General features: G+C 64.0%; 20 protein-coding genes. 9 read left to right on the top strand and 11 right to left on the bottom strand.

What is annotated here, in order from left to right; translation table 11 throughout:
• Nucleotides 1-3: 3 nt before the first annotated feature.
• From FIU86_RS16040 to FIU86_RS16025, 4 genes are all read right to left on the bottom strand, one after another.
• Entirely contained in the window at nucleotides 4-951 is a 948-nt protein-coding gene (locus tag FIU86_RS16040) for an MBL fold metallo-hydrolase (RefSeq protein ID WP_152476003.1), read from the bottom strand.
• Entirely contained in the window at nucleotides 951-1,865 is a 915-nt protein-coding gene (locus FIU86_RS16035; RefSeq protein ID WP_152476002.1) for an MBL fold metallo-hydrolase, read from the bottom strand. Before FIU86_RS16035 ends, FIU86_RS16040 begins: the two co-directional genes overlap by 1 nt.
• A 485-nt stretch (nucleotides 1,866-2,350) precedes the next feature.
• Entirely contained in the window at nucleotides 2,351-2,911 is a 561-nt protein-coding gene (locus FIU86_RS16030; RefSeq protein ID WP_152476001.1) for a thioredoxin family protein, read from the bottom strand.
• Between the two features lie 81 nt (nucleotides 2,912-2,992).
• A complete protein-coding gene (locus FIU86_RS16025) occupies nucleotides 2,993-3,679 on the bottom strand; it encodes a response regulator (protein WP_152476000.1) in 687 nt (228 codons plus the stop codon).
• Nucleotides 3,680-3,883: 204 nt separating this feature from the next.
• On the opposite strand from FIU86_RS16025, the gene FIU86_RS16020 reads away from it, so the two are divergent.
• The 7 genes from FIU86_RS16020 to FIU86_RS15990 all read left to right on the top strand — a co-directional run bounded on the left by FIU86_RS16020 (nucleotide 3,884) and on the right by FIU86_RS15990 (nucleotide 12,731).
• Nucleotides 3,884-4,606, top strand: coding sequence for an ATP-binding protein (locus tag FIU86_RS16020; protein WP_172977529.1), 723 nt, complete (start codon nucleotides 3,884-3,886; stop codon nucleotides 4,604-4,606).
• Nucleotides 4,607-4,667: 61 nt separating this feature from the next.
• A complete protein-coding gene (locus FIU86_RS16015; protein WP_152475998.1) occupies nucleotides 4,668-6,416 on the top strand; it encodes an ATP-binding protein in 1,749 nt (582 codons plus the stop codon).
• Nucleotides 6,413-7,651, top strand: a complete 1,239-nt coding sequence (locus FIU86_RS16010; protein ID WP_152475997.1) for a sigma-54 dependent transcriptional regulator — start codon at nucleotides 6,413-6,415, stop codon at nucleotides 7,649-7,651. The genes FIU86_RS16015 and FIU86_RS16010 overlap by 4 nt, the downstream gene beginning before the upstream one ends.
• A 143-nt stretch (nucleotides 7,652-7,794) precedes the next feature.
• A complete protein-coding gene (locus tag FIU86_RS16005; RefSeq protein ID WP_152475996.1) occupies nucleotides 7,795-9,132 on the top strand; it encodes an acyltransferase in 1,338 nt (445 codons plus the stop codon).
• A gap of 251 nt (nucleotides 9,133-9,383) precedes the next feature.
• On the top strand, nucleotides 9,384-10,385 hold the full coding sequence (locus tag FIU86_RS16000; protein ID WP_152475995.1) for a DctP family TRAP transporter solute-binding subunit: 1,002 nt from the start codon (nucleotides 9,384-9,386) through the stop codon (nucleotides 10,383-10,385).
• Between the two features lie 134 nt (nucleotides 10,386-10,519).
• Nucleotides 10,520-11,245, top strand: coding sequence for a TRAP transporter small permease (locus FIU86_RS15995; RefSeq protein ID WP_152475994.1), 726 nt, complete (start codon nucleotides 10,520-10,522; stop codon nucleotides 11,243-11,245).
• Between the two features lie 4 nt (nucleotides 11,246-11,249).
• On the top strand, nucleotides 11,250-12,731 hold the full coding sequence (locus FIU86_RS15990) for a TRAP transporter large permease (protein WP_152475993.1): 1,482 nt from the start codon (nucleotides 11,250-11,252) through the stop codon (nucleotides 12,729-12,731).
• Nucleotides 12,732-12,830: 99 nt separating this feature from the next.
• On the opposite strand, the gene FIU86_RS15985 is transcribed toward FIU86_RS15990, so the two are convergent.
• The 5 genes from FIU86_RS15985 to FIU86_RS15965 all read right to left on the bottom strand — a co-directional run bounded on the left by FIU86_RS15985 (nucleotide 12,831) and on the right by FIU86_RS15965 (nucleotide 18,999).
• Nucleotides 12,831-13,616, bottom strand: a complete 786-nt coding sequence (locus tag FIU86_RS15985; RefSeq protein WP_152475992.1) for a carnitinyl-CoA dehydratase — start codon at nucleotides 13,614-13,616, stop codon at nucleotides 12,831-12,833.
• A 1-nt stretch (nucleotide 13,617) separates the two neighbouring features.
• The gene (locus FIU86_RS15980; RefSeq protein WP_152475991.1) at nucleotides 13,618-15,651 is read right to left on the bottom strand and encodes an acetate--CoA ligase family protein; all 2,034 of its coding nucleotides are present in this window, start codon (nucleotides 15,649-15,651) and stop codon (nucleotides 13,618-13,620) included.
• A gap of 225 nt (nucleotides 15,652-15,876) precedes the next feature.
• Nucleotides 15,877-17,037, bottom strand: coding sequence for an acyl-CoA dehydrogenase family protein (locus tag FIU86_RS15975; protein ID WP_152475990.1), 1,161 nt, complete (start codon nucleotides 17,035-17,037; stop codon nucleotides 15,877-15,879).
• Between the two features lie 4 nt (nucleotides 17,038-17,041).
• Nucleotides 17,042-18,451, bottom strand: coding sequence for a carnitine 3-dehydrogenase (locus FIU86_RS15970; RefSeq protein ID WP_152475989.1), 1,410 nt, complete (start codon nucleotides 18,449-18,451; stop codon nucleotides 17,042-17,044).
• A gap of 14 nt (nucleotides 18,452-18,465) precedes the next feature.
• Entirely contained in the window at nucleotides 18,466-18,999 is a 534-nt protein-coding gene (locus FIU86_RS15965) for a lipocalin family protein (protein ID WP_172977528.1), read from the bottom strand.
• 79 nt (nucleotides 19,000-19,078) lie between these two features.
• Here FIU86_RS15965 and FIU86_RS15960 point away from each other — a divergent pair, with 79 nt between their 5' ends.
• Nucleotides 19,079-19,549, top strand: coding sequence for a DUF1203 domain-containing protein (locus tag FIU86_RS15960; RefSeq protein ID WP_152475987.1), 471 nt, complete (start codon nucleotides 19,079-19,081; stop codon nucleotides 19,547-19,549).
• A 9-nt stretch (nucleotides 19,550-19,558) separates the two neighbouring features.
• Here the strand turns inward: FIU86_RS15960 and FIU86_RS15955 are convergent, their stop codons facing one another.
• Both FIU86_RS15955 and FIU86_RS15950 read right to left on the bottom strand, forming a co-directional pair.
• The gene (locus FIU86_RS15955; protein WP_152477189.1) at nucleotides 19,559-20,323 is read right to left on the bottom strand and encodes an SDR family oxidoreductase; all 765 of its coding nucleotides are present in this window, start codon (nucleotides 20,321-20,323) and stop codon (nucleotides 19,559-19,561) included.
• 76 nt (nucleotides 20,324-20,399) lie between these two features.
• The gene (locus FIU86_RS15950) at nucleotides 20,400-21,311 is read right to left on the bottom strand and encodes a 3-keto-5-aminohexanoate cleavage protein (RefSeq protein ID WP_152475986.1); all 912 of its coding nucleotides are present in this window, start codon (nucleotides 21,309-21,311) and stop codon (nucleotides 20,400-20,402) included.
• A gap of 74 nt (nucleotides 21,312-21,385) precedes the next feature.
• Here FIU86_RS15950 and FIU86_RS15945 point away from each other — a divergent pair, with 74 nt between their 5' ends.
• A complete protein-coding gene (locus tag FIU86_RS15945; RefSeq protein ID WP_152475985.1) occupies nucleotides 21,386-22,330 on the top strand; it encodes a GlxA family transcriptional regulator in 945 nt (314 codons plus the stop codon).
• Nucleotides 22,331-22,355 lie beyond the last annotated feature (25 nt).

Below are 22,355 nucleotides of genomic sequence, written 5' to 3'. Positions count from 1 at the left end.
GCCCTACTCGAACTCCATCTGCTCAAAGACCCGGCCCGCATTCTTGGTGGCCAGTTCTTCAAATGTATGCAGATGCTTGTATGGCGTCTGGTCGACGTAATAGGCATCGGCCAGGCTGCCGCCTTCCTCCAGATGGGCGCCCACCTGTTCCCGCAGGTAAACCAGGTAGTCACGCGTGTATCGCCGCACCTGCGCCATGTTGGTCGGGTGCCCGTGGCCGGGGATCACATACGTCGCCTCCAGCGGCTCGAACGCGGTCTCCCACGTTTCCAGCCAGTCCTTCGTGATCGTATCCTCGAAGATCGGCAACATCCGCTCGTGAAACGCCATGTCGCCCGCGATCACCAGGCTCTGCTCGGGCAACCAGACCGAGATGTCGCCGGGGCTGTGCGCGGGGCCGAGATGCAGCACCTCGATCCGGAAATCGCCCATCTCGATGATCTTCTCATCCTCGAAGGTTTCCGTCGGTCCGGCCAGAACCGTACCCTCGGCCTTGTCCCGGTTGTATTCCTCCATCCGCCGAAGGATCTGCGCGCCGTATTCCTCGAACTCCTCGGCGGCATCCACATGCGCCAGGATCGGCACGCCCTGTTCGGCCCAGTACGCATTGCCCAGCATCGCGTGACCCTGGCCGTTCTCGTTGATCACCAGCTTCACCGGCTGATCGGTGATGCGCGTGATTTCGTCGTGCAGAGCCTCGGCCAGGACATACGCTGCCCCGCCATTCACCACGACAACGCCCTCGCCGGTGACGATGAAACTCAGGTTGTTGTTATGCCCGGTGTTTTCATAGGTCGGCGGCGCGGTCGCGCCGATGGCCGACCAGACATGCGGGATCACCTCGACCGGCTTGGAATAAAGCGGAGAACCGGGATACTGGTCGGGGATATTCTCATCGGCCAGCGCGGGGGCTGTGCACAGGGCGACAAGACAAGCGGCAAGCGTACGCATCACGCATCCTTCCCGACAAACCGGTATCCGGTCTCTGACGCCTCGGCCCGGCCCACGCCGCCCCCCGGAAGGTGGAACCCGATCAGGGTCATGTCCTCGGCGGTCAGGCGGTCGAACAGGGTCTTGCGCGTGGCCACCGCCAAGTCCGCGTCCTGATCCGATCCGCTGGGCCACGCGGGCCGGGCAAAGGCCACGTGGTGATTGCCGATCGCGTCGCCGATTACCATCGCGGCCTCGCTTCCGCCACGCAGTTCGAAGCTCATGTGTCCGGGCGTGTGGCCCGGGGTCGAGACCGCGGCGATGCCCGGCAGCACTTCCTCACCATCATCAAAGAACTCAACGACATCCTCAATCGCTTCCATCCGGTTCTTGGCGCCCACGGCGAACGCGGCGCGCGCCTTGCCGATGGTTTTCACCGTCTCGGGATCCCACCAGTAATCCCACTCGGTGCGGCCCATCATGTGCACCGCTTCCGTGAACAACGGATCACCGAAATCGTCCAGAACGCCCCAGATATGGTCGGGATGCGCGTGGGTGAAGACGACGTGGGTGATGTCTTCGGGCGACAGCCCCGCGGCCTCCAGGCTCGCCGGCAACTCGCCTGCACTGGGCATGAAATTCGACCCGGCACCGGCATCGAACAGCACGGTGTTGGTGCCATCGCGGTAAAGCGTCAGGTTGCATTCGGGGCGCAACTCGTCGCGGCTCTGGCCGGTGGCCTCGAGGATCGGCATCAGTTCATCTTGCGGCATCGGCTCGAAGATGAAATCGCCCGGCAAAACGAGGTTGCCGTCGCTGACGGTCGTGACCGTCGCATCGCCAATGGATATTTCCGCCAGGCTCCAGCGCGGCAACGCCGCGGCAAGGGGCAGGGCCGCACCGGTCGCCATCAGGTGGCGTCGGGTCATTCGCATGGTGTTCCTCCCAAGAATTCTCTTATAGGAATATGTGCGAATGTTGCGCGCAGCGCAAGCGCCGTCCCTTATGCCCAGCCCTTTGCAGTAACTGATGCACGCGACAACGCGTTGCGAGATCAAAGCGCAATGACCGCTTCGAGCCCTTAGTGCTGTCGCTGATCTTGTGCCGCGCGGACTCAAGGCCGCAGGCCGCCGCGCGATCGCCAGACCGCCCGAACGGGCTGGCGATTGGGTGACGTTGGCGTTTCGAACTGAGGTCTCGCGAATATGTCGGCCATAAAGCGCCTTGAACATCCGGCAGGACGCCAGCCCGCGGCCTGGCAATCGCACGGCTTGCTACCCGCACGGAAGCAAAGTCCGCATTGGCGACACTCATCGCAACCAGTTCCCGAGAAATTCTTCGGGAACTGGTTTGTTGTCATCGGCCCGTCTTGAACGGCTCTAATCTCGGAATTGCATCATGTACCGCAAAGGACCGGTCCTTACGCTGCCGGTTTCCACTTGATCGAGCACCCGACCGACGCGACCTGGTCGCGCGGGCCTTCGCCGGTTTCCGCCACCTGCTTCATCGCGTCATAGAGCTCGCGCGGCGCGTCCTCCGGCGCCGGTTTCATTCGCGATGCGTCCAGCCGACCGCGGTATTGCAGCCCGCCGCGCGCGTCGAATCCGAAGAAATCCGGCGTGCAGGCCGCGTGATAGGCCCGTGCCACCGACTGATCCTCGTCATGCATATAGGGAAACGGCAAGCCCGCCTTCTCGACAAGCTTGATCATGTTCTCGAAACTGTCGTCCGGATAGGCGTCGGCGTCATTGGAACAGATTGCGGCGACCCCAATACCAATCCCCTGCAAGTCCTTTGCATCGCGCACGATCCTGTCCAGCACGGCCAGAACGTAGGGGCAATGGTTGCAGATGAACATGATCAGCGTGCCCCGTGGGCCCGCGATATCGTCCCAAGTATAGATACGCCCATCCGTGGCCGGCAGCCGGAAATCAGGGGCGGGACAATTGAAATCACACACGGGCGGTTCGTTTGCAGCCATGATCGTCCTCCGTCTCGGTTAACCGGGGACAGTCTTGCCGAGCAAAGGCGGCTTGGCAACGGGCGTCTGCCTAGGCCGACGCTAGCGAAATGCGAAGGGCGGGTCCGGGTCCATGACACCTTCGGCATCCCAGCGGTCCGCCAGCGTCAGCCCGCGGGCGGCCAGCATATCCAGAATGCGCTTGTCGATCGTGTCGATCAACCGTCCGAATTCCATTTCGTCACGCACCAGCTTGGCAACATCCTGCGCGATCAGCGTTCGTTGCTGCGCCAGAAGCTCGCCGAGCCAGTGCCGCGAGGTTTCCGCCAGAACCTTGACCGACGCCATCATGAGTTCGCGCAGCTTGTCGGTGTTCAACTCGACCTTGTCCAGGCAATCCAGCGACCCTTGCTTGATCGATTCGATCGCAACGTCGGTGCGCATCCGGTTCGACATCATCACCACTGCGGCGGCAAAGTTCGTCGGATGGCTTTGCACCATTTTCTGGGCCTCCAGTCCGTCACTGTCAGGCAGCATGTAATCAATCAGGATCACGTCGAAACTGCCCGAATCCAAGGCTGCGCCGAATTCGCCGATCGTCGCGGCACTGACTGAATTCACCGGCATCCCGGTGGCGTCCAAAGTGCGCGCCAGTCGTTTCTGATCAAACGGATCGTCATCAAGGATAAGCACGTCAAAGCAATCGCCGCGCCGGCCGCCGTGTAGGCTGGTGGCTGGAAGCGCCTGAGCGACCATCGGTTCCTCGGGGATGGGGGAAATAGACGCCATTTCGTTTCCTTTCTTACGAAAACATCCTGAATGCGTGATCCGATGCTAGATACGTGTACCTTACCAATCCGTTACCGGCGAAATTTCCGATACCGTGGATTTTAAACGATTGATCCGTTTATCCGGCAGAGGTGTTCACTGGTTGGAAACCCGCCTCTGCGAATGTTGCGGTTGCGCGAACAGTCAAGGAAAGAGAGGAGATACGTGTCACACTCGTTCACCTCCGACAGTCAGGACCCGGTACGGGAGGCCGAGGAGTTTCTGTACATCCTGACGCACGACCTCAAAGCATTCGCCCGGGCCATGCGCACGATTCCCGACTGGATCGGCGAGGATCTCGCGGCGCAGCGGATTGTATTGTCGACCGACGCCGCGGACAACCTCGACATGTTGCGCGACTACGCGCGTCGGCTGGACGACACGCTGACCGCCCTGACTGGGCTGTCCAGGGTGGGTCGCCTGGCCGATCCGCCCGCAATGCATGCTCTTGAAGGGCTGGTCACCGAAGTGTGCAACGATCTGCCTGCGCACCCTGCGCTAAGCCATGACATTGATTGCGGCGGGCTGAGTGTGACGGGCCCGAGGAACGACCTGAAAAGGCTCTTCGAGGCGGTCCTCGGCAACGTCGCCGTGCATCACGACCGCGACTTCGGGAAGCTGCGGGTCACGGCTACGCCGTGGCAAGACCGTGTTCAGGTGGTCGTGACCGACGATGGTCCCGGGATCGAACCTGCTCTTTGGACCGCTGTCTTCAAGCCCCTCGCCACCCTGCACCCGAAAAGCGAGACGGGCCGTTCCGGCGTCGGTCTCGCCATCGCGCAGAAAGTCGTGCGCAGTCTGCATGGCGAGATCGCGATTATCCCGACAGAGGCGCCCCGCGGCCTGAGCCTACTCTTCGACCTGCCGCGCGCGGATGGCGGTCACTGACCCTGTCCATTCCTCACGCTTTGTCTGGTCAAGCTGGGGATAGGCTTGCTATCACCATCGCATGTTGTCGCTCCTTCGCGCCCGGTGGATTGTCATTACCCTCTTCCTGCTCGCCGTTGTCGCGGCGGCGGCGACAGTCTGGCGCTACGGCTACAGCCAAGGTCTGACGCAGCTGTCCAAGCAGGGGCGCGCCGACCTCGCGCTCGCGGCCGATCGCTTTACCGGCGAAATGCGCCGTTTCCGGGAACTGGCGGTTCTCATGTCGGATCATCCCGAACTGGCAAACCTGACAGGGGACTCTCCCGACGTTCCAGCGGCCACGCAACTGCTTCAGGAAGCCGTCGACAAAAGCGGTGCCGCTGCGCTGATCTTCACCGATGCCGCCGGCGCGGTGCTGGCCGAGGCCGGCGAGGTTGCGCTCGACCCATCCGGCAGCAGCTATTTCACCCGTGCCATGCATGGGGCGCTGGGGTCGTTCTTCGGCAGGCTCGGACCCGACGGACGACGCGTCTACGCCTATGCCGCGCCTTCCTTCGCGGCGGACGGTTCGATTCGTGGCAGCCTTATTGCCGTGGTCGACATCGCTGAAATCGAGTGGGGCTGGATCGGCGGTCAGCCGGTGGTCTTTTTTACCGACCAGAATCGTCGGGTCTTTCTCTCCAATCGTGCAGAGATCCTTGGCTGGCGCATTCGGCCCGACGGGGCCGGGCTTGCCCCGCCCGAAGACGACGCAACGGCTGGCGAAACGAGGCGCCTGGCCCCGGATATCTGGACGCTGGATCACGGCGAATACCTGCCGAAGCGCGCTTTACACCTTGCCAGCCCCAAGCCCGTGATCGGAATGACCGGACACGCGCTGATGAATGTCGCGCCGGTGTCCCGCATGGCAAGCCTGCAATCGGCGTTCTTCGCGGCGATCTGTCTTGCCTTCGGAGCGGTGCTCCTGCTTCTGGCCGAACGCCGCCGCGCGCTCGCCATTTCCAATGCCCAACTGGAGGCGCGCGTGGCGGACCGCACGGCGGAACTATCCCACACCAACGCTGCCCTGCGCCGTGAAGTGGCCGAGCGGATGGAGGCCGAGGCCGCGTTGACCCGCGCCCAGGAGGACCTGGTGCAGGCCGGCAAGCTGGGTGCGCTGGGGCAGATGTCCGCGGGCATCAGCCACGAACTCAACCAGCCTTTGATGGCGATTCAGCAATTTGCTGACAATGGAGCCTCGTTCCTCGACGCCGGCAAGACACCCGCCGCTCGGCACAACCTCAGCCGTATTTCCGACCTTGCGGCACGTGCGGCACGCATTATCCGAAATCTGCGCGCATTTGCCCGCAACGAGGCCGAGCCTGCCGGCAAGGTCGACCTTGTGGGCGTCATCGACAGCGCGGTCGAACTGACCGAACAGCGCCTTGCCCGCGAAGGCGTTGCGCTTGAATGGCAGCGCCCCGAATTCCCGGTCTATGTGCTTGCGGGCGAAGTGCGGCTGGGCCAGGTGTTCGTGAACCTGATCAACAACGCGATTGACGCCATGAGCGGACAGCCCGGGAAACGCATCGAACTGACACTTGTTGCCGGTAACCGCCCGACCGTAACGGTGCGGGACACCGGGCCCGGTATTTCTGATCCGGCCAAGATTTTCGAGCCGTTCTACACCACCAAGGAAGTCGGTGGCGAGGACGGGCTCGGTCTTGGTCTTTCCATATCCTACGGCCTGGTCGAAAGCTTCGGTGGCCGTATCAGCGGCAGCAACGCCTCGGACGGCGGTGCGATCTTCCGTGTCGAACTGGATCCCTGGCAGGACGAGGCCGCAGCATGACGACGGAGGTATTGATCGTCGACGACGATGCGTCCGTGCGCGAAGCCCTGGCCCAGACACTGGAACTCAACAGGCTTTCGGCGCGGGTCGCCGGCTCGTTCATCGAGGCCAAGGACCATATCACTCCCGATTTCCCGGGCGTCATCCTGTCGGACATCCGTATGCCGGGACGCGACGGGTTCTACCTTCTGGACTACACCCGCAAGACGGATGCAGAACTGCCCGTCATCCTGCTTACCGGCGAAGGCGATATTCCCATGGCGGTCCGCGCGATGGGGCAAGGCGCGTTCGATTTCCTGGAAAAGCCCTGTGCTCCCGATGGATTGCTGCCTGTCCTGACCCGGGCCTTGCAGACCCGCTCGCTCGTTCTGGAAAACCGCCGGCTGAAACGCCAGCTCGAGACGGGGGATGCCGCGGCGCGAATGCTGTTCGGCACTTCCGAACTGGCCGAAAACCTGCGCGAACGGGTGCGGCGCGTCGCGGCGATGGGGGCCGACGTGCTGGTGATCGGGCCCCCCGGCGCGGGGATATCGAAGGTGGCCGAGGTGGTGCACCTGATGACGCCCGCGGGTCGCGGACCTTATGTCAAACGCCCTGCGGCGGCGCTTGACGTGTCGGCATTGGACGACGCCCTCGCCTCGGCCCGCGGCGGAAGCCTGTTCATCGAAGAGATCACGGCGCTGCCGCCGCACGCGCAGCACGCCCTTCTGGACCGGCTCGAGGAAGGCGCCGAAACCCGGCTGATAGCAGGCACGACGACGGATCTCGCCAAGGCCGCCGAGGACGGGCGTTTCTATCCCGAACTCTATTACCGCCTTGACGTGGCGCTGGTGCGCATCCCGGCCTTGTCGGAACGGCCCGAGGACATTCCGGTGCTTTTTCGGCATTACGTGGCACAGGCCGCCGAACAGTCGGGTATCGCCGCGCCGGATATCGCGCCGGATCATCTGGCCCGCCTGATGACACAGGACTGGCCCGGTAACGCACGCTCCCTTATGAGCGCCGCCATGCGCTTTGTCCTCGGTATGCCAGACGAGGTCACCCGCGCCGCCGATCTGGGCCTCTCGGAACAGATGGCGCAAGTGGAACGCTCTTTGCTGATCGCCGCGCTCGGCCGTCAGAATGGCCGTGCGTCTGAGGCAGCGAAGGCGCTCAAGCTGCCGCGCAAGACGTTCTACGACAAGCTGGCCCGCTACGGAATAAAGCCCGAGGACTATCGACGCGGCGATAGCTAACGCGGCATCCGTGCCACAGACCGGGGCCTTGGCGCTCAGATCGGCAAACGGTGATTCCGCGCACAGCTCAAAAACCTTAGGATTCTGCGACAAGACACGCGGCGCCAGACCGCGGACGAAGGACGGCAGAGCAGGCAGACCCCATGACCACCGCGACACCCCCCGACAAGATGCCCAAGGGCCTGATGGCCGCCGCCCGCTGGGCCGCCGAGCGCACACCCGACACCCGCAACCGCGCCGTCGACCTTTACCGGGCCATAGCGATCAGTTTCGTGATCCTCGGTCATTGGCTCCTCGTCGCCGCCGTCATGCGCGACGGCGAGGCGACGCTGGTCATACTGCTGGCCGAACAAAGGTGGACCCATTACGCGACATGGCTTTTCCAGGTCATGCCGGTCTTCTTCTTCGTCGGCGGGTTTTCCAACAGCCTGTCGTGGGACTCCGCCCGGAAAGACCCGGAAAAGAAGCGCGCCTGGGCCGCCACACGCCTGTCACGCCTTTTGAAACCCACCGTTCCCGTGGTTCTGGCCTGGGCCGCTGGCGGGGTCGTCGCTCGCGCCATGGGCGTCTCGCCCGAGCTGATCGGTTTCGCCTCGCAGGCCGCATTGGTCCCGGTCTGGTTTCTGGCCGTTTACATCGTCATCACCATGGCCGTGCCGGTCACCGTCGCGCTCTGGGATCGCATCGGTGTCCTGTCGGTTCTTCTGCTGGCTCTTGGCGCCATCGCCGTGGACGCCATCGCCTTCGGGCTGGACCAGGGCTGGCTGCGCTGGGCCAACTACGGTTTCGTCTGGCTTGCGGTGCACCAGCTTGGCTACTGGTGGCGCCGCGCCGCGCGACCCAAGACATGGGCGCTGGGCTTCATCGGCTTGGGCGTCGCGGGCCTCTACGTTTTGATCGTGCAATTCGGATACCCCGTCGCGATGGTCAGCGTGCCGGGCGCCGAAATGTCCAACACCCGCCCGCCCACCACGGCGATGCTGGCCGTCGGCGCGGTGCAGATCGGTGCGATCCTGCTGTTTACGGATATCGCACAGGCGTGGCTGCAACGCACGCGTCCCTGGGCCTTGGTCATCCTCTTCAACCAGATGATCATGTCGATCTACCTGTGGCACATGACGGCGCTGATCATCGTCGTGGGCGTCGCCGTGCTGCTTGGCGGCGTCGGCTTGCAAGAGCCGCCGGGCAGCGGCGCGTGGTGGGCCATGCGCCCCCTGTGGCTGGCGCTTTTCACCGTGGTACTGGTGCCGCTCGTCCTGATCTTCGTTAGGTTCGAGGCCGGAAGCCGCACCAAACCCATCGGTCGCCCCGGCCCGATCCTCGCCATGCTGGGCGCCCTGATGACCTGCGCCGGGCTTATCGTCATGGCCATGGTCGGGCTGGGCGCTGATAATGCAACCGGCGTCAACTGGCTGGCCGTGGGTCTTGTGGCGGTCGGCGTGTTGGTGGCGACGCGGCGCTGGCCGGGCAAGGCGGCCTGAACGCCGTAGACCGTGAATGTGCGGAAATCCGCACAGCAGCGACGAGGCGCGTGCGAGAATCCGCACAGACATCTCGAATGCATTGCCTCCCATAGCGATTCGAGACGACCAACGCGTTGATACCGATTGGAAAATCTTGATCCGGTCGTTCTTTCCCCGAATCAGCTTGTTGCATTTCTCTTAATCGCCATTCTGTGCCCCGCAATACCGTGACGGTATCGAAACCAGTCTCGAATTTGGGAGGAGAGACCATGAAATTCCTGTATGCCGCCACCGCGGCACTCGCATTGACCGTGTCTGCCGGCGCCGTAAGCGCCGCCTGTGACGATGGCGAAATTGTCGTCAAGTTCAGCCACGTCACCAACACCGACCGGCACCCCAAGGGCATCGCCGCCTCGCTGCTGCAAGAGCGCGTCAACGAGGAAATGGACGGCAAGATGTGCATGGAGGTGTTCCCCAACTCCACGCTCTACAACGATGACCAGGTGCTTGAGGCGATGCTGCAGGGCGATGTCCAGCTGGCCGCGCCCTCGCTGTCGAAATTCGAGAACTTCACCAAGGTCTTCCGCATCTTCGACCTGCCCTTCATGTTCAAGAACATCGACGCCGTGGACAGCTTCCAGGCCTCAGAGGCCGGCCAGGACATGCTCGACTCCATGCAGCGCCGTGGCCTGCAAGGCCTGGCCTTCTGGCACAACGGCATGAAGCAGTTCTCGGCCAACGTCCCGCTGATCGAGCCGTCAGACGCCGAAGGTCTGAAGTTCCGCGTGCAGACCTCGGATGTTCTGGTGGCACAGATGGAAGCACTCGGCGCCTCGCCGCAGCCGATGGCCTTCTCCGAAGTCTACGGCGCGCTGCAGACCGGCGTTGTCGACGGGCAGGAAAATACCTGGTCCAACATCTATGGCCAGAAGTTCTTCGAGGTGCAGGACGGCATCACCGAAACCAACCACGGCATCATCGACTACCTTCTGGTGACATCGAGCGACTGGCTGGATTCGCTGGAGCCTGACGTGCGCGATCAGTTCATGACCATCGTCAGCGAAGTGACGCAGACCCGGAACGCCGAAAGCTACAACGTGAACCAGGAAAACCGCCAGGCGATCATCGACGCCGGTGGCGAGGTGCGCGAGCTCGACGCCGACCAGCGTCAGGCATGGGTGGACGCGATGCGCCCGGTCTGGGACCAGTTCGTCGAGGATGTTGGCCAGGACAACATCGACGCGGCTCAGTCCCACAACAGCGGCAGCTGACCTAGGGCAAAGCGGGCGCGCGCCTGCGGCTTCTCTGAGGCCAGAGCGCGCCCGCAGCGCCGGACCCCGGCGGCACACCCCGTGCCGCCGGAACCTGCACCGGCCTTACCCCACATGATCCGGAGGGAAACGCCATGAGCGTGAGCGGATACACACCATCGGGCCCGGTCGGACGCGTCGTCCACCGCGCCGAGGAAATTTTCATTGCCCTGATCCTTGGCGCGATGACCCTGATCACCTTCGCCAATGTCGTCCTGCGCTACGGCTTTTCCGAAAGCCTGCTCTGGGGGCAGGAAGTGGTGGAAATCCTCTTCGCCTGGCTGGTGCTCTTCGGCATTTCCTATGGGTTCAAGGTCACCGCCCATTTGGGCGTGGATGCCATCATCAACATGCTTGGCGGTGGACTCAAACGCGCGCTGGCGCTGATTGCCTGTGTCGTCTGTGTGGCCTATGCGTTCCTTCTGCTCAAGGGGGCCTACGATTTCTGGGCGCCGTTCTCCAACCTCAATCCGACCTCCGGCCGCTGGTTCCCCACCGGGTTTGAAGAGGCCCGCGCCCAAGGCTATGCCGTGGTCCGCCCCGTGCCGATCCCCTTCGGCAAGGAGTTTCTGGAGAACACGTTCAACTGGTACATGGATGGCGATACCCGCGTGGTCGAGGAATACGACTACCTACCCCGCGTGATCCCCTACCTGATCCTGCCAATCGGCGCAGCGCTACTGCTGTTCCGCGTGTGTCAGGCCACCCTCGGCGTCATCCGCGGCGCCCGCCAGCGCATCATCACCAGCCACGAGGCCGAGGACGCGGTGGAAACCGCCGCCGACAAGCTCGCCCGTGGCGAAAACGCGAACAAGGTCTGAGATTATGGAAGTCGCATTTCTCTTCATCATGATCATCGGCCTGTTGCTGATCGGCGTGCCGATCGCGGTCTCGCTCGGGTTCTCCTCGATCGTCTTCCAGCTGATGTTCTCGAACACGTCCATCGGCGCGGTGGCAAAGTCGCTCTATGACGCGATGGCCGAACACTACACACTGCTGGCCATCCCGTTCTTCATCCTCGCCTCCAGCTTCATGTCGACGGGCGGCGTGGCGAAACGGATCATCCGCTTCTCCATCGCTTGCGTGGGCCACCTCAAGGGCGGCCTGGCCATCGCCGGCGTTCTGGCCTGCATGATCTTCGCGGCACTTTCGGGCTCCTCGCCCGCTACCGTGGTTGCCATCGGCACGATCGTGATCGCCGCCATGCGGCAGGTGGGCTACACCAAGGACTTCGCCGCCGGGGTGATCTGTAACGCCGGTACGCTCGGCATCCTCATTCCGCCCTCCATCGTGATGGTCGTCTATGCCTCGGCCACCGACGTGTCGGTGGGGCGGATGTTCCTCGCGGGCGTCATCCCCGGCCTTCTGGCCGGCACCATGCTGATGATCACGATCTACATCATGGCGCGGATCCGCAACATGCCCGCGGGCGAGTGGAAAGGCTGGGGCGAAATCCTCGACAGCTTCCGCGACGCTTTCTGGGGCCTGTTGCTGATCGGGATCATCATGGGCGGCATTTATGGCCATCCATGGGTCAACCTCACTGGCGAAGGCAGCTTGATCTACTGGCAACCCGGCGCCTTCACCCCGACCGAGGCCGCCGCCGTCGCCGCCGTCTACGCGTTCTTCGTGGCCTGCTTCATCTACCGCGACATGGGGCCCCTGGCCGCCCCTTCGGAAGAGGAAACCTATACCGGCGCCATGGGCGAGCGCAGCGTCAACGCCGCCGAGGCGCCGCGCCCGGCATCCCTGCTGCAAAAGCCCTGGGCGCTGGTGACCGCCTTCTGGCACCGCGACACGGTCAACACCGTTTTTGAGGGCGCGAAGCTGACGATCACCCTGATGTTCATCATCGCCAACGCACTGCTCCTGAAGCACGTGCTGACCGATGAACAAATCCCCCAAGCCATCGCCGAAAGCATGCTGGCAGCCGGCCTCGGCCCGGTGATGTTCCTGGTGATGGTCAACGTGATCCTGCTGATCGGCGGCCAGTTCATGGAGCCATCGGGCCTGCTGGTCATCGTGGCACCGCTGGTGTTCCCCATCGCCATCGAGCTTGGGATCGACCCCATTCACCTTGGCATCATCATGGTGGTGAACATGGAAATCGGGATGATCACGCCCCCCGTTGGACTGAACCTCTTCGTCACCTCGGGCGTTGCGGGCATGCCGATGATGAACGTGGTGCGCGCGGCCCTGCCGTTCCTCGCCGTGCTCTTCGTCTTCCTGATCATGGTGACGTATATCCCGTGGATATCGACCTACCTGCCCACGACCTTCATGGGGCCGGAGATCATCACCAACTGACGTCACTGGCGCGCGGCCTGCTCGTCGCGCGCCAGCACAGTCTTCGCAAAAGACTGTGGCCAGAAAATCCTCCGAATTTTCAGGCGCCCGGGGCCGCCCTCAGCGCCCCTTCCAGACCGGGTCGCGCTTTTCGGCAAAGGCCTTGGCGCCTTCCAGCTGGTCCTCGGAGTCATACAGCACATCGACGCTTTCGAATTGCCGCCGGGTGATCCGGTTCATCGCGTCCTGAAACGTCATCGCCTCGGCCTCGCGCACGATCTCCTTGATCGCGGCGTAGACCAGCGGCGGGCCGCTGGCCAGCAAATCCGCCATGTCCCGCGCTTTCGCCACAAGCTGATCGCCGGGATGGATCTGGTTGATCAGCCCCCACCGCGCGGCCTCTTCGGCGTCGATCCAGCGCCCGGTCAGCAGCATTTCCATCGCGATATGATAGGGGATGCGCTTGGGCAGCTTCACACTGGCCGCATCGGCCACCGTGCCGGAGCGGATTTCGGGCAGAGCGAACTGCGCATGATCCGCCGCCAGGATGATGTCCGCGCTCAGCGCCCATTCCAGCCCGCCTCCGCAGCATATGCCGTTGACGGCGGCGATGATCGGTTTGTTCATCGCGCGCATCTCCTGCAAGCCCCCGAAGCCGCCAACGCCATAGTCGTCGTCCACGGCATCACCATCCGCGGCGGCCTTCAGATCCCAACCGGGGCAAAAGAACTTGTCGCCCGCCCCGGTGATCAGCGCCACGCGCAACTCCGGATCGTCGCGGAACTCCTTGAAGACGGCGCCCATGATCCGGCTTGTCGCCAGATCAATCGCATTGGCCTTGGGCCTGTCCAGTGTCACTTCCAGAACATGGCCGCGTGTCTCGGTCTTTACAGGGCTCTCCGTCATATCAGTCTCCTTTCCGGATCAACGCATCCGCCGCCACCGCGCGGGTGGGCGTGCAGATCAGCGGGTTGATCTCGATTTCCTCCAGTCGGTCGCGTTCGGCGGTGACATAGTCCTGCACCGCCATAACGGCGCGTGCAATGGCGGTGCGGTCTGTTCCGGGCTTGCCGCGATACCCCGCCAGCGCGGGCGCGATGCGCAATCTGTCGAGCGCCCCGAATACCTCGTCTTCGGTGACCGGCAGGATCAGCGACACCGTGTCTTGCAGGATCTCCGTCAGCGTCCCGCCAGCCCCCAGCGTCAGAACGAAACCGTGCGCGGGGTCCCGCACGACCCCCAGCAACAGCTCGGCCAAGCCGCCGCCGATCATCTCCTCCAGCAGGAAGCGGTCACAGACCATGCCTTTGGCCGTTTCCTCGACTTCCAGCGCGTCTTTCAGGTCAAGCGCCACCAGTCCGGCCTCGGTCTTGTGTGCGACGCCCGTACCTTTCAAAACCACAGGGAAGCCGATGTCCTTGGCCGCCGCCACTGCCTCCTCCGCCGTATCCGCGACCATTGCTCGCGGCACGTCTAGGCCGGCGGCGGCCAGCGCGCACTTGGCCTCGGCCTCTTCCAGCAAGCGCGCACCTTCGGGCCGGTCGCCCTGCAACACGGGCGCAGGCAGCGGGCCGCACCCGCCAGTGAAAGCCGCCGCCATCATTGCGGTCAGAAAATCGTCCACCCCCTGCATCGGGATCATGCCGCCTGCGGTGGCCCGCCCGGCCATCGACTCGGGCAGAAGTTCGGGCAGGGTCGAGACCAGCGCCAGCGGCTTGCCGGTCTTGGCGACCGCTGCCGCCCCGGCCTCGAACACGCAATCCCAGGCCGCGGGGTCGCACCGATCCGTGCGCGGAAAGTCGATAATCACGCAGGTCAGGTCCGCCGCGCCCTCCTGCATGATGGCAAAGACCTGCGCCATGCGCTCCGCATCGTCCCAGATGAATGTGTGGTAATCCAGCGGATTGGCCAGCGCGACCATCGGCCCCAACGTCTCGCGCAGGTGGTCGCGTTGCGCTTGGGTCAGCTCGGGAAACTGCACCTCCAGGCCTTCGGCGCTGTCGGCCATCAGGCTCGCCTCGCCGCCCGAGCAGGACAGGGAGGCCAACGAGGCGCCGGGCAAAGGACCCGCGTAGTGCAACAGTTTCGCCGACTCCAGCAAGGCGGGCAGGCTGTCTACCTGAGCCACACCCAGTCGCCGCAAAAGCGCGCGCGCCCCGGCGTCGCTGCCTGCCAGCGAGGCCGTGTGCGACACCGCCGCCGCCTGTGCCCGTGCCGACTTGCCGGCTTTCAGCGCGACCATGGGCTTGCCCAGGCCCCTTGCGGTCCGCACCAGCCGCTCGAACGCGTGCACGTCGCCGATACCTTCGATGTGCAGCACCAGTACCGTAACCCGCGGGTCTTGCAGCAGGGCGGTGCCCAACTCCGCCAAACCCGTCTGCGCTTGGTTTCCGGCCGTGGCCACATAGGCCAGTGGCAGGCCGCGCGACTGCATCGAGATGTTGATCGCCATGTTGGAGCTTTGCGTCAACACCGCCACGCCGCTCTCGACTGGCGCTCCGCCATGCTGGTCGGGCCATAGCAGCGCGCCGTCCAGGTAGTTGATGAAGCCATAGCAGTTGGGTCCCAGGATCGGCATCTCGCCCGCGGCCTCCAGCAAAGCCACCTGCAGGTCCGCCCCGTCGCCGGTTTCGGCCTGCGCCTCGCTGAAGCCGCTTGCGAAACAGACCGCTCCGCCCGCGCCTATCTCGCGAAGTTGGCGCACCGTCTCTACCGTTATGCGTCGGTTCACCCCGATGAAGACTGCGTCCGGCGGTTCGGGCAGGTCTTCCAGCCTGGCGAAAGCGGGCAGACCCGCGATTTCAGACTTGATGGGGTGGACCGGCCAGACCGGGCCGGAGAAGCTCATCTTCTGGCACTGCTCCACGACGTTGGTGCACCAGGCGCCGCCGCCGATGACGGCGATCGACTTGGGTTGAAAGAGGCGGCTCAGGTCACGCATGGGGCCGATCCTTGCACCAAAGAGTATTTTGCCTTCGGCGAGGATATTTGTGGCCAGAGGAAGAAACGGTTTGTTAACCACACCCTGCAAAGCTTGCTTTGCGGTACAGGCGGGGACGCCGATGACCGCGCCAGGGGAAGAGGCAACACCTTTTCCCGGGGGGAGCTTTGCAGGCTCCCCCCTTTTCCTCTGGCCACAAATATCCTCGCCGAAGGCATTCGTCTCTTATGCTCCCAGCGGCCGCAGAAGCTCGCGGCTGATGATGTGACGCTGGATTTCCGAGGTTCCGTCCCAGATCCGTTCGACCCGTGCATCGCGCCAGAACCGCTCGATGGGAAAGTCGTCCATCAGACCCATGCCGCCGAAGATCTGCAAAGCCGCGTCGGTCACGCGGGCCAGCATCTCGCTGGCATAAAGCTTGGCCGAAGCGATCTCGCGGTTCGCCGGCAGGCCTTGATCCAGCCGCCACGCGGCGGCCAAAGTCAGCCAGTCGGCGGCGTCAATCTCAGTGAACATGTCGGCGATCTGAAAGCTCACGCCCTGGAACTTGCCGATCTGCTGGCCGAACTGGCGGCGTTCGGCGGCGTAACTCAAGGCGTAGTCAAAGGCCCGCCGGGCCCGCCCGACACTCATCGTCGCCACGGTGATGCGCGTGGCGTAAAGCCATTCGTTCATCACCGCAAAACCGCCATCGACCTCGCCCAGCACCTGCGCGTCGGGCAGGCGGCAATCGTCGAATTCCAGTACCATGTTCTTGTAGCCCCGGTGGCTGACCGACTTGTAGCCGTCGCGGATGGTGAAGCCCGGCGTGCCACGATCGACAAGGAAGGCGGTGATGCGTTTCTTGGGGCCTTTGGGCGTGTCGTCCTCGCCCGTGGCGACGAAGACGATGATGAAATCGGCATGATCCGCACCCGAGATGAAATGCTTGGTGCCGTTCACCACCCAGTCGCCCCCGTCACGTCTGGCGAAGCACTTCATTCCGCGCACGTCCGACCCGGCATCGGGCTCGGTCATCGCCAGCGCATCCATACGCTCGCCCCGCACGGCGGGCAGGAGGTACCGCTCACGCTGGTCGCCCTCGCAGGCCATCAGGATGTTCTGAGGACGGCCGAAGAAATGCGTCAGTGCCATCGACCCGCGCCCCAGTTCCCGCTCGACCAGCGCGAAGTCCACGTGGCCGAGACCGGCGCCGCCCACCTCTTCGGGAAAGTTGCAGGCGTAAAACCCGAGATCCATGCACTTGCGCTTGATGTCCTGCGCCACTTCGTCCGGCACCTCGCCGGTCCGTTCGACCAGCTCCTCGTGCGGATAGATCTCCTTCTCGACGAAGCTGCGCACCGTCGAGACGATCATCTCCTGCTCGTCCGTCAATCCGAAATGCATGGTCTCACTCCTCCGCGTGCAGGGCAGCCAGCGTCGCCACCTTCTCTGCCACATCCTCGGGCGGCGCGCAGGTGCGCCGGGTCTCCAGGCTCACATGCAGCATTAGCTGGTCGCAGGTCGCCATCACTTCGCCGTTGCTCTTGCGCTTCATCTGGTGAAAACAGCGCAGTTTCTTGCCGCCGCCTTCGGTCACCCGGCTCTCGACGATGATCTGTTCTCCGGCCTGCGTTTCGGCCAAGTACTTGATCGTGGTCTCCACAGTGAAATAACTCAGCTGCCGCTCGGACACATAGGCCTCGTCCGCGCCCACATACGCCATCACCCCCTCGGCCGCATCGCTGAACACCTGCCCGTAGCGGCCTTCGTTCATGTGGCCATTCATGTCGGTCCAATCGACCGGAACCATCCGGTCCTGCGTGATCATCGGCCGGGTGTCCTGCGGCGGATGCATCAGCGTGCGTTGATGTTGACCGACCAGCTTGCCCGACGACGTCCCCTGCTGCTTCAGCGCCCGCATCATGGCAATCAGGTTGCGGTCGCGCTTGCGCTCCAGCTCGCGGATCGACAGGTGGCCCGACTGCGCGTCAGACTGGTCCGCGATCAGGTCCACCAACTCGGGTGTGAACTCCGGCACATCCATCAGCTTGGTCCAGGGCCAGCTCAGCGCCGGGCCGAACTGCGCCATGAAATGCCGCATCCCGGCTTCGCCGCCGGCCACGCGGTACGTCTCGAACAAGCCCATCTGCCCCCAACGCAGGCCAAAGCCATAGCGGATGGCGTTGTCGATCTCCTCGGTCGTGGCGATGCCGTCCTTCACCAGCCATAGCGCCTCGCGCCAGACCGCTTCCAGGAAACGGTCCGCGATATGCGCGTCGATCTCCTTGCGCACATGAAGGGGGTAAAGGCCCACGTCTGTCAGCACCGCCTTGGCCGCCTCGACCATCGCGGGCGCCGTGGCCTCGGACGGCACCACCTCGATCAGCGGCAGCAGGTAGACCGGGTTGAACGGATGCGTGACCATGATCGTCGACGGGTCGGAAGCACCTTGCTGCAACTCCGACGGCTTGAACCCGCTGGTCGAGGAGCCAATGGGCACGCCCGGTGCTGCGGCCTGGATCTCGGCAAAGACCTTTTGCTTCAGGTCGAGCCGCTCGCTCACGCTTTCCTGTATCCAGTCCGCGCCGTCGACCGCCTCCGCGATCGAGCCGTGAAAACTCAGCTTCCCCTCGGCGGGCAGGGCGCAGTCATAGAGCATCGGCAACGCGCCGCGCGCATTGGTCAGCACCTCGCCCACCTTGCGCTCGGCTTGCGGGTCGGGGTCGAACACCCGCACGTCCCAGCCGTTCAGCAGGAACCGCGCGGCCCAGCCGCCGCCGATCACGCCGCCACCGATGATGGATGCTCGTTTCGTCATCGTCGTTCCCTTCGTCATCTCACCTTGATCCGCGAGGTGTCATAGCCGTTGAAATTCAGGATCTCCGCCGCCGCCCGCAGCCGGTCCGCACCGCCCTCGGGGCGGCGGTCGAGGATCCAGCCATAGCTGCCATCGGGCGTCCCGATCGCCGCCGTGCGGAAATCGTCATCCACCCACACGACCCACATCTGCCGCGGCGCTACGCCCTCGCGGTTCAGTTGCCAGCGGTTCTGACCCAGCGGCCTGGCCGTCCATATCTCGGTGTCCGTCTCACAGTCGCCGGACAGCAGGCACGCCTCGGTGCGAAACTCCACCGCCTGCTGGCCGCGCAGGTCAGGCAGGAAGGTCACCATCGCCAGCCCGCCGTCGCCGGGGAAATACCCGCGCACGAACCACGGCCCGCCCATGTCCTGCATCCCGTTACCGCGCGTCGTCACCGAAAGCGGCTGACCCGTGTCGCGGAATGATCTGTCCGGGGCCATCGGCCCGCTGGCGCAGCCCGCCAGCATCAGCAAGCCTATACCTGCTCCGGTCACGTATCTCAGCATCGCGCGTTCCTTTCCGCAAAATCCGGGTCGTCCGCGCCGCCGAACGCGGCAAGACTGCCCTTGGTAAAGGAGACACATGATGAGCATCCAGTTTCAACCTCTGCCGACCGATCAGGTGCGGCACCTGCGCGGAACCCTGCGCGACATTTACGATCAGCCCATCGCGGCGCTGGTTTCCGACGGCGTGGGAGCCCCTTGTCGTCACTGCCTGCGCAACGTCCCGTACGGGCAGGGTTATCTCGTGTTGGCATGGCGGCCGTTCCGGGGGCTGAACCCCTACGCCGAAACCGGTCCGATCTTTCTATGTGCAGACGACTGCGAGGCGGCCTCGCGATCAGACGCATTGCCGCTGATGCTTGTGGCACCGGCTTATATCGTCCGGGGCTACACACATGACGAGCGGATATGCCCGGGCACGGGTCAGGTGACAGCGACGCCACGGATTCGGAGCTACGCGGCACGCTTGCTGGAGAACCCGAAGGTCGCGTTCGTCGACATCCGGAGCGCGTCGAACAACTGCTTCCTGTGCCGGGTGGTGCGGGCCGAATAGAGCGCATGGTCATGGCACCAGTGTCTCGGTGTGGCCATCCACCGCCATAACCTGCCCCGAGATCTTCGCGGCGCCCGGCGAGGCAAGGAACAGCACCATGTCGGCAAGGTCATCGGCGCTGACCCACGAGCGCAGGCTGACGCCCTTGACGTATTGCGCGCGCACTTCGTCCTCGGTCTTGCCGCTGGCGGCGGCCTCCATGGCAACAACGCGGTCCATCCGGTCGCCTTCCACCGCACCGGGGGCGATGGCATTCACCCGCACGCCTGCCGGGCCCAGCTCCATCGCCAGTGTCTTTGTCAGACCCACCAGCGCCCACTTGGCCGAGGAATAGGGCGAGCGATAGGGATAGCCCCATTGCCCCGCGGTCGAGGTGGTCAGCACGATCAGCCCCGAGCCCTGCGCCCGCATCACCCGCGCGGCCCAGCGGCAGGTCAGGAACGACCCGTGCAGGTTGACCGCCACGCAATGCTGCCACGCGGCATAATCGAGGTCCTCGATCAGTCCCGCCTGTCCGCCGGTACCGGCATTTGCGCATACGACGTCGGCCCCGCCCCATTCACCTTCGACCTGGCCCAGAAAGGCGTCCATCTCGGCTTCATCGGTGACTTCGGCCTGTTGCGCGATAAGCGACGGGTTGGCGTCGGCCATCGCCGCCACCGCCATCGGGTCGGCGTCACAAATCGCCACGCGGTCACCCATTTCCAAAAACCGCTCGGCCAGCCGCTTGCCAATGCCCGACGCCCCGGCGGTGATGACCACGCGGCGGCTCATGGCCGGGTTGCCCGACATGCGCAAAAGACACCGACGCGATGCCACCCAAATACCGACGCGATAACGACAGCCATTTTCAGACCGGCGCCCGCTTGGTCAGCCCCAGCTTCTTGCGCACGTCCTCGGGCCCGATCACACGGGCACCCATCCTCTCGATGATCTCTTTTGCACGGGCAACAAGCTGTTCGTTGGTGGCCAGCACACCCTTGTCCAGCATCAGGTTATCCTCCAGCCCGACGCGCACATTGCCCCCCGCCAGCACCGAGGCGGCGACGTAAGGCATCTGGTTGCGCCCGAGGCCGAAGGCGCTGAAGTGCCAGTCGTCGGGGATGTTGTTCACCATCGCCATGAAGGTATTCAGGTCATCCGGGGCGCCCCACGGTACGCCCATGCACAGCTGCACCAATGCGGGGCTGTCCAGAACTCCGTCGCTAACCAGCTGTTTTGCATACCACAAATGCCCTGTGTCGAAGGCTTCGATCTCGGGCTTCACGCCCAGTTCGGTCATCATCCGGCCCATCGCGGTCAGCATGCCGGGCGTGTTGGTCATGACGTAATCGGCCTCGGCAAAGTTCATCGTGCCGCAGTCCAGCGTGCAGATTTCCGGGCGGCACTCGGCCACATGCGCCACCCGTTCGGTTGCGCCGATCATGTCCGTATCCGCTTGGTTTAGCGGCAGCGGATTTTCCACATCGCCAAACACCATGTCCCCGCCCATCCCGGCGGTCAGATTCAGCACCACGTCGACGTCCGCATCCCGGATCCGCTCCGTCACTTCGCGGAACATCTTCACATCCCGCGACGGCACCCCGGTCTCGGGATCGCGCACATGACAATGCACCACCGCCGCCCCCGCCTTGGCCGCAGCAATGGCGCTGTCTGCGATCTGCTCGGGGCTTCGCGGCACGTGCGGGCTCTTGTCCTGTGTGCCGCCCGATCCGGTCACGGCACAGGTGATGAAAACCTCTCGGTTCATGGTAAGCGGCATGGTGATCTCCCTTTCGTTGGCCAGATCATATCGCGCTGGCGATATTGCCGAGTTTACGGTAATTGACAAAAATCATGCCGGAATGGACAAAATCAGCACATCACACCACGCGGATCGGGTTTTTGCTGTTCGACAGGTTCTCGAACCTGTGCCTGGCCAATTGCATCGAGCCACTGCGAGCGGCCAATACGGTCGGACCAAGGCCGATTTTCGACTGGACGGTGCTCAGCCTTGATGGCGGCCCGTCCCGGTCCTCCAGCGACATCGAGATGATCGCCCGCACCTCGGTGACCGCGATGCCGAAGATCGACTACCTGTTCGTAGTGGCCAGCTACGGCCATGAAGCGCATGACAGCCCGCGCACCCGCAGGCGATTGCGCGATGCCGTTCACCACGCCGACGTCGTTGTGGGACTGGATGCAGGGCCGTGGCTGCTGGCGTCCGCCGGGTTGTTGGACGGACGCCGGGCAACGGTACATTGGGACCTTCTGGACGCCTTTACCGAACGGTTTCTGGCCGTCGATGCCGAGCAGGCCCGGGTATTGCGGGATGGGAACGTGATCACTTGCGCCGGGGCCATGTCGGCGCTCGACCTGACCCTGGAATTGATCGCGCAGCATGCCGGCATGGCCGTCCGGCTGGACGTCGAGGCGCTGTTTCTGCATGGCGAGCCGCCGGTGGGGCGGGGCAGGACCACGCAGGTCGCTGACCCACTGGTGCGCCGTGGATTGCAGATCATGCGCGACACCGTCGAAAAACCGCTGACTCTGCAACAGCTTGCGGCGCGATTGTCGTGCCAGCCCCGCACACTTGACCGCCGGTTTCGCGCGCGGTTGGGGGCGGCTCCGGGCAAGGTCTATCGGCATCTGCGCCTTGCCGCCGCGCGCAAGCTGATCGAGGACAGCACATTGGGGATTGCCGAGATCGCCATCCGCTGCGGGTACGATTCGCCGTCCTCCATGACCCGTGCCATCCGGCAACAATACGGCACCACGCCCCGGATGCTGCGATCCCATTGACAGCGAAAAAGCCGCCGCTAAAGCT

Source organism: Roseovarius sp. THAF9 (assembly GCF_009363715.1).
GTDB lineage: Bacteria > Pseudomonadota > Alphaproteobacteria > Rhodobacterales > Rhodobacteraceae > Roseovarius.
This window is presented reverse-complemented; position numbering and strand designations above follow the sequence as displayed.

Bases quoted from the DNA above. Each gene is read 5' to 3' on its own strand.
- FIU86_RS16040 (WP_152476003.1), bottom strand. From the start codon at position 951: ATGCGTACGCTTGCCGCTTGTCTTGTCGCCCTGTGCACAGCCCCCGCG.
- FIU86_RS16035 (WP_152476002.1), bottom strand. From the start codon at position 1,865: ATGCGAATGACCCGACGCCACCTGATGGCGACCGGTGCGGCCCTGCCC.
- FIU86_RS16030 (WP_152476001.1), bottom strand. From the start codon at position 2,911: ATGGCTGCAAACGAACCGCCCGTGTGTGATTTCAATTGTCCCGCCCCT.
- FIU86_RS16025 (WP_152476000.1), bottom strand. From the start codon at position 3,679: ATGGCGTCTATTTCCCCCATCCCCGAGGAACCGATGGTCGCTCAGGCG.
- FIU86_RS16015 (WP_152475998.1), top strand. From the start codon at position 4,668: ATGTTGTCGCTCCTTCGCGCCCGGTGGATTGTCATTACCCTCTTCCTG.
- FIU86_RS16010 (WP_152475997.1), top strand. From the start codon at position 6,413: ATGACGACGGAGGTATTGATCGTCGACGACGATGCGTCCGTGCGCGAA.
- FIU86_RS16005 (WP_152475996.1), top strand. From the start codon at position 7,795: ATGACCACCGCGACACCCCCCGACAAGATGCCCAAGGGCCTGATGGCC.
- FIU86_RS16000 (WP_152475995.1), top strand. From the start codon at position 9,384: ATGAAATTCCTGTATGCCGCCACCGCGGCACTCGCATTGACCGTGTCT.
- FIU86_RS15995 (WP_152475994.1), top strand. From the start codon at position 10,520: ATGAGCGTGAGCGGATACACACCATCGGGCCCGGTCGGACGCGTCGTC.
- FIU86_RS15990 (WP_152475993.1), top strand. From the start codon at position 11,250: ATGGAAGTCGCATTTCTCTTCATCATGATCATCGGCCTGTTGCTGATC.
- FIU86_RS15985 (WP_152475992.1), bottom strand. From the start codon at position 13,616: ATGACGGAGAGCCCTGTAAAGACCGAGACACGCGGCCATGTTCTGGAA.
- FIU86_RS15980 (WP_152475991.1), bottom strand. From the start codon at position 15,651: ATGCGTGACCTGAGCCGCCTCTTTCAACCCAAGTCGATCGCCGTCATC.
- FIU86_RS15975 (WP_152475990.1), bottom strand. From the start codon at position 17,037: ATGCATTTCGGATTGACGGACGAGCAGGAGATGATCGTCTCGACGGTG.
- FIU86_RS15970 (WP_152475989.1), bottom strand. From the start codon at position 18,451: ATGACGAAACGAGCATCCATCATCGGTGGCGGCGTGATCGGCGGCGGC.
- FIU86_RS15965 (WP_172977528.1), bottom strand. From the start codon at position 18,999: ATGCTGAGATACGTGACCGGAGCAGGTATAGGCTTGCTGATGCTGGCG.
- FIU86_RS15960 (WP_152475987.1), top strand. From the start codon at position 19,079: ATGAGCATCCAGTTTCAACCTCTGCCGACCGATCAGGTGCGGCACCTG.
- FIU86_RS15955 (WP_152477189.1), bottom strand. From the start codon at position 20,323: ATGAGCCGCCGCGTGGTCATCACCGCCGGGGCGTCGGGCATTGGCAAG.
- FIU86_RS15950 (WP_152475986.1), bottom strand. From the start codon at position 21,311: ATGCCGCTTACCATGAACCGAGAGGTTTTCATCACCTGTGCCGTGACC.
- FIU86_RS15945 (WP_152475985.1), top strand. From the start codon at position 21,386: ATGCCGGAATGGACAAAATCAGCACATCACACCACGCGGATCGGGTTT.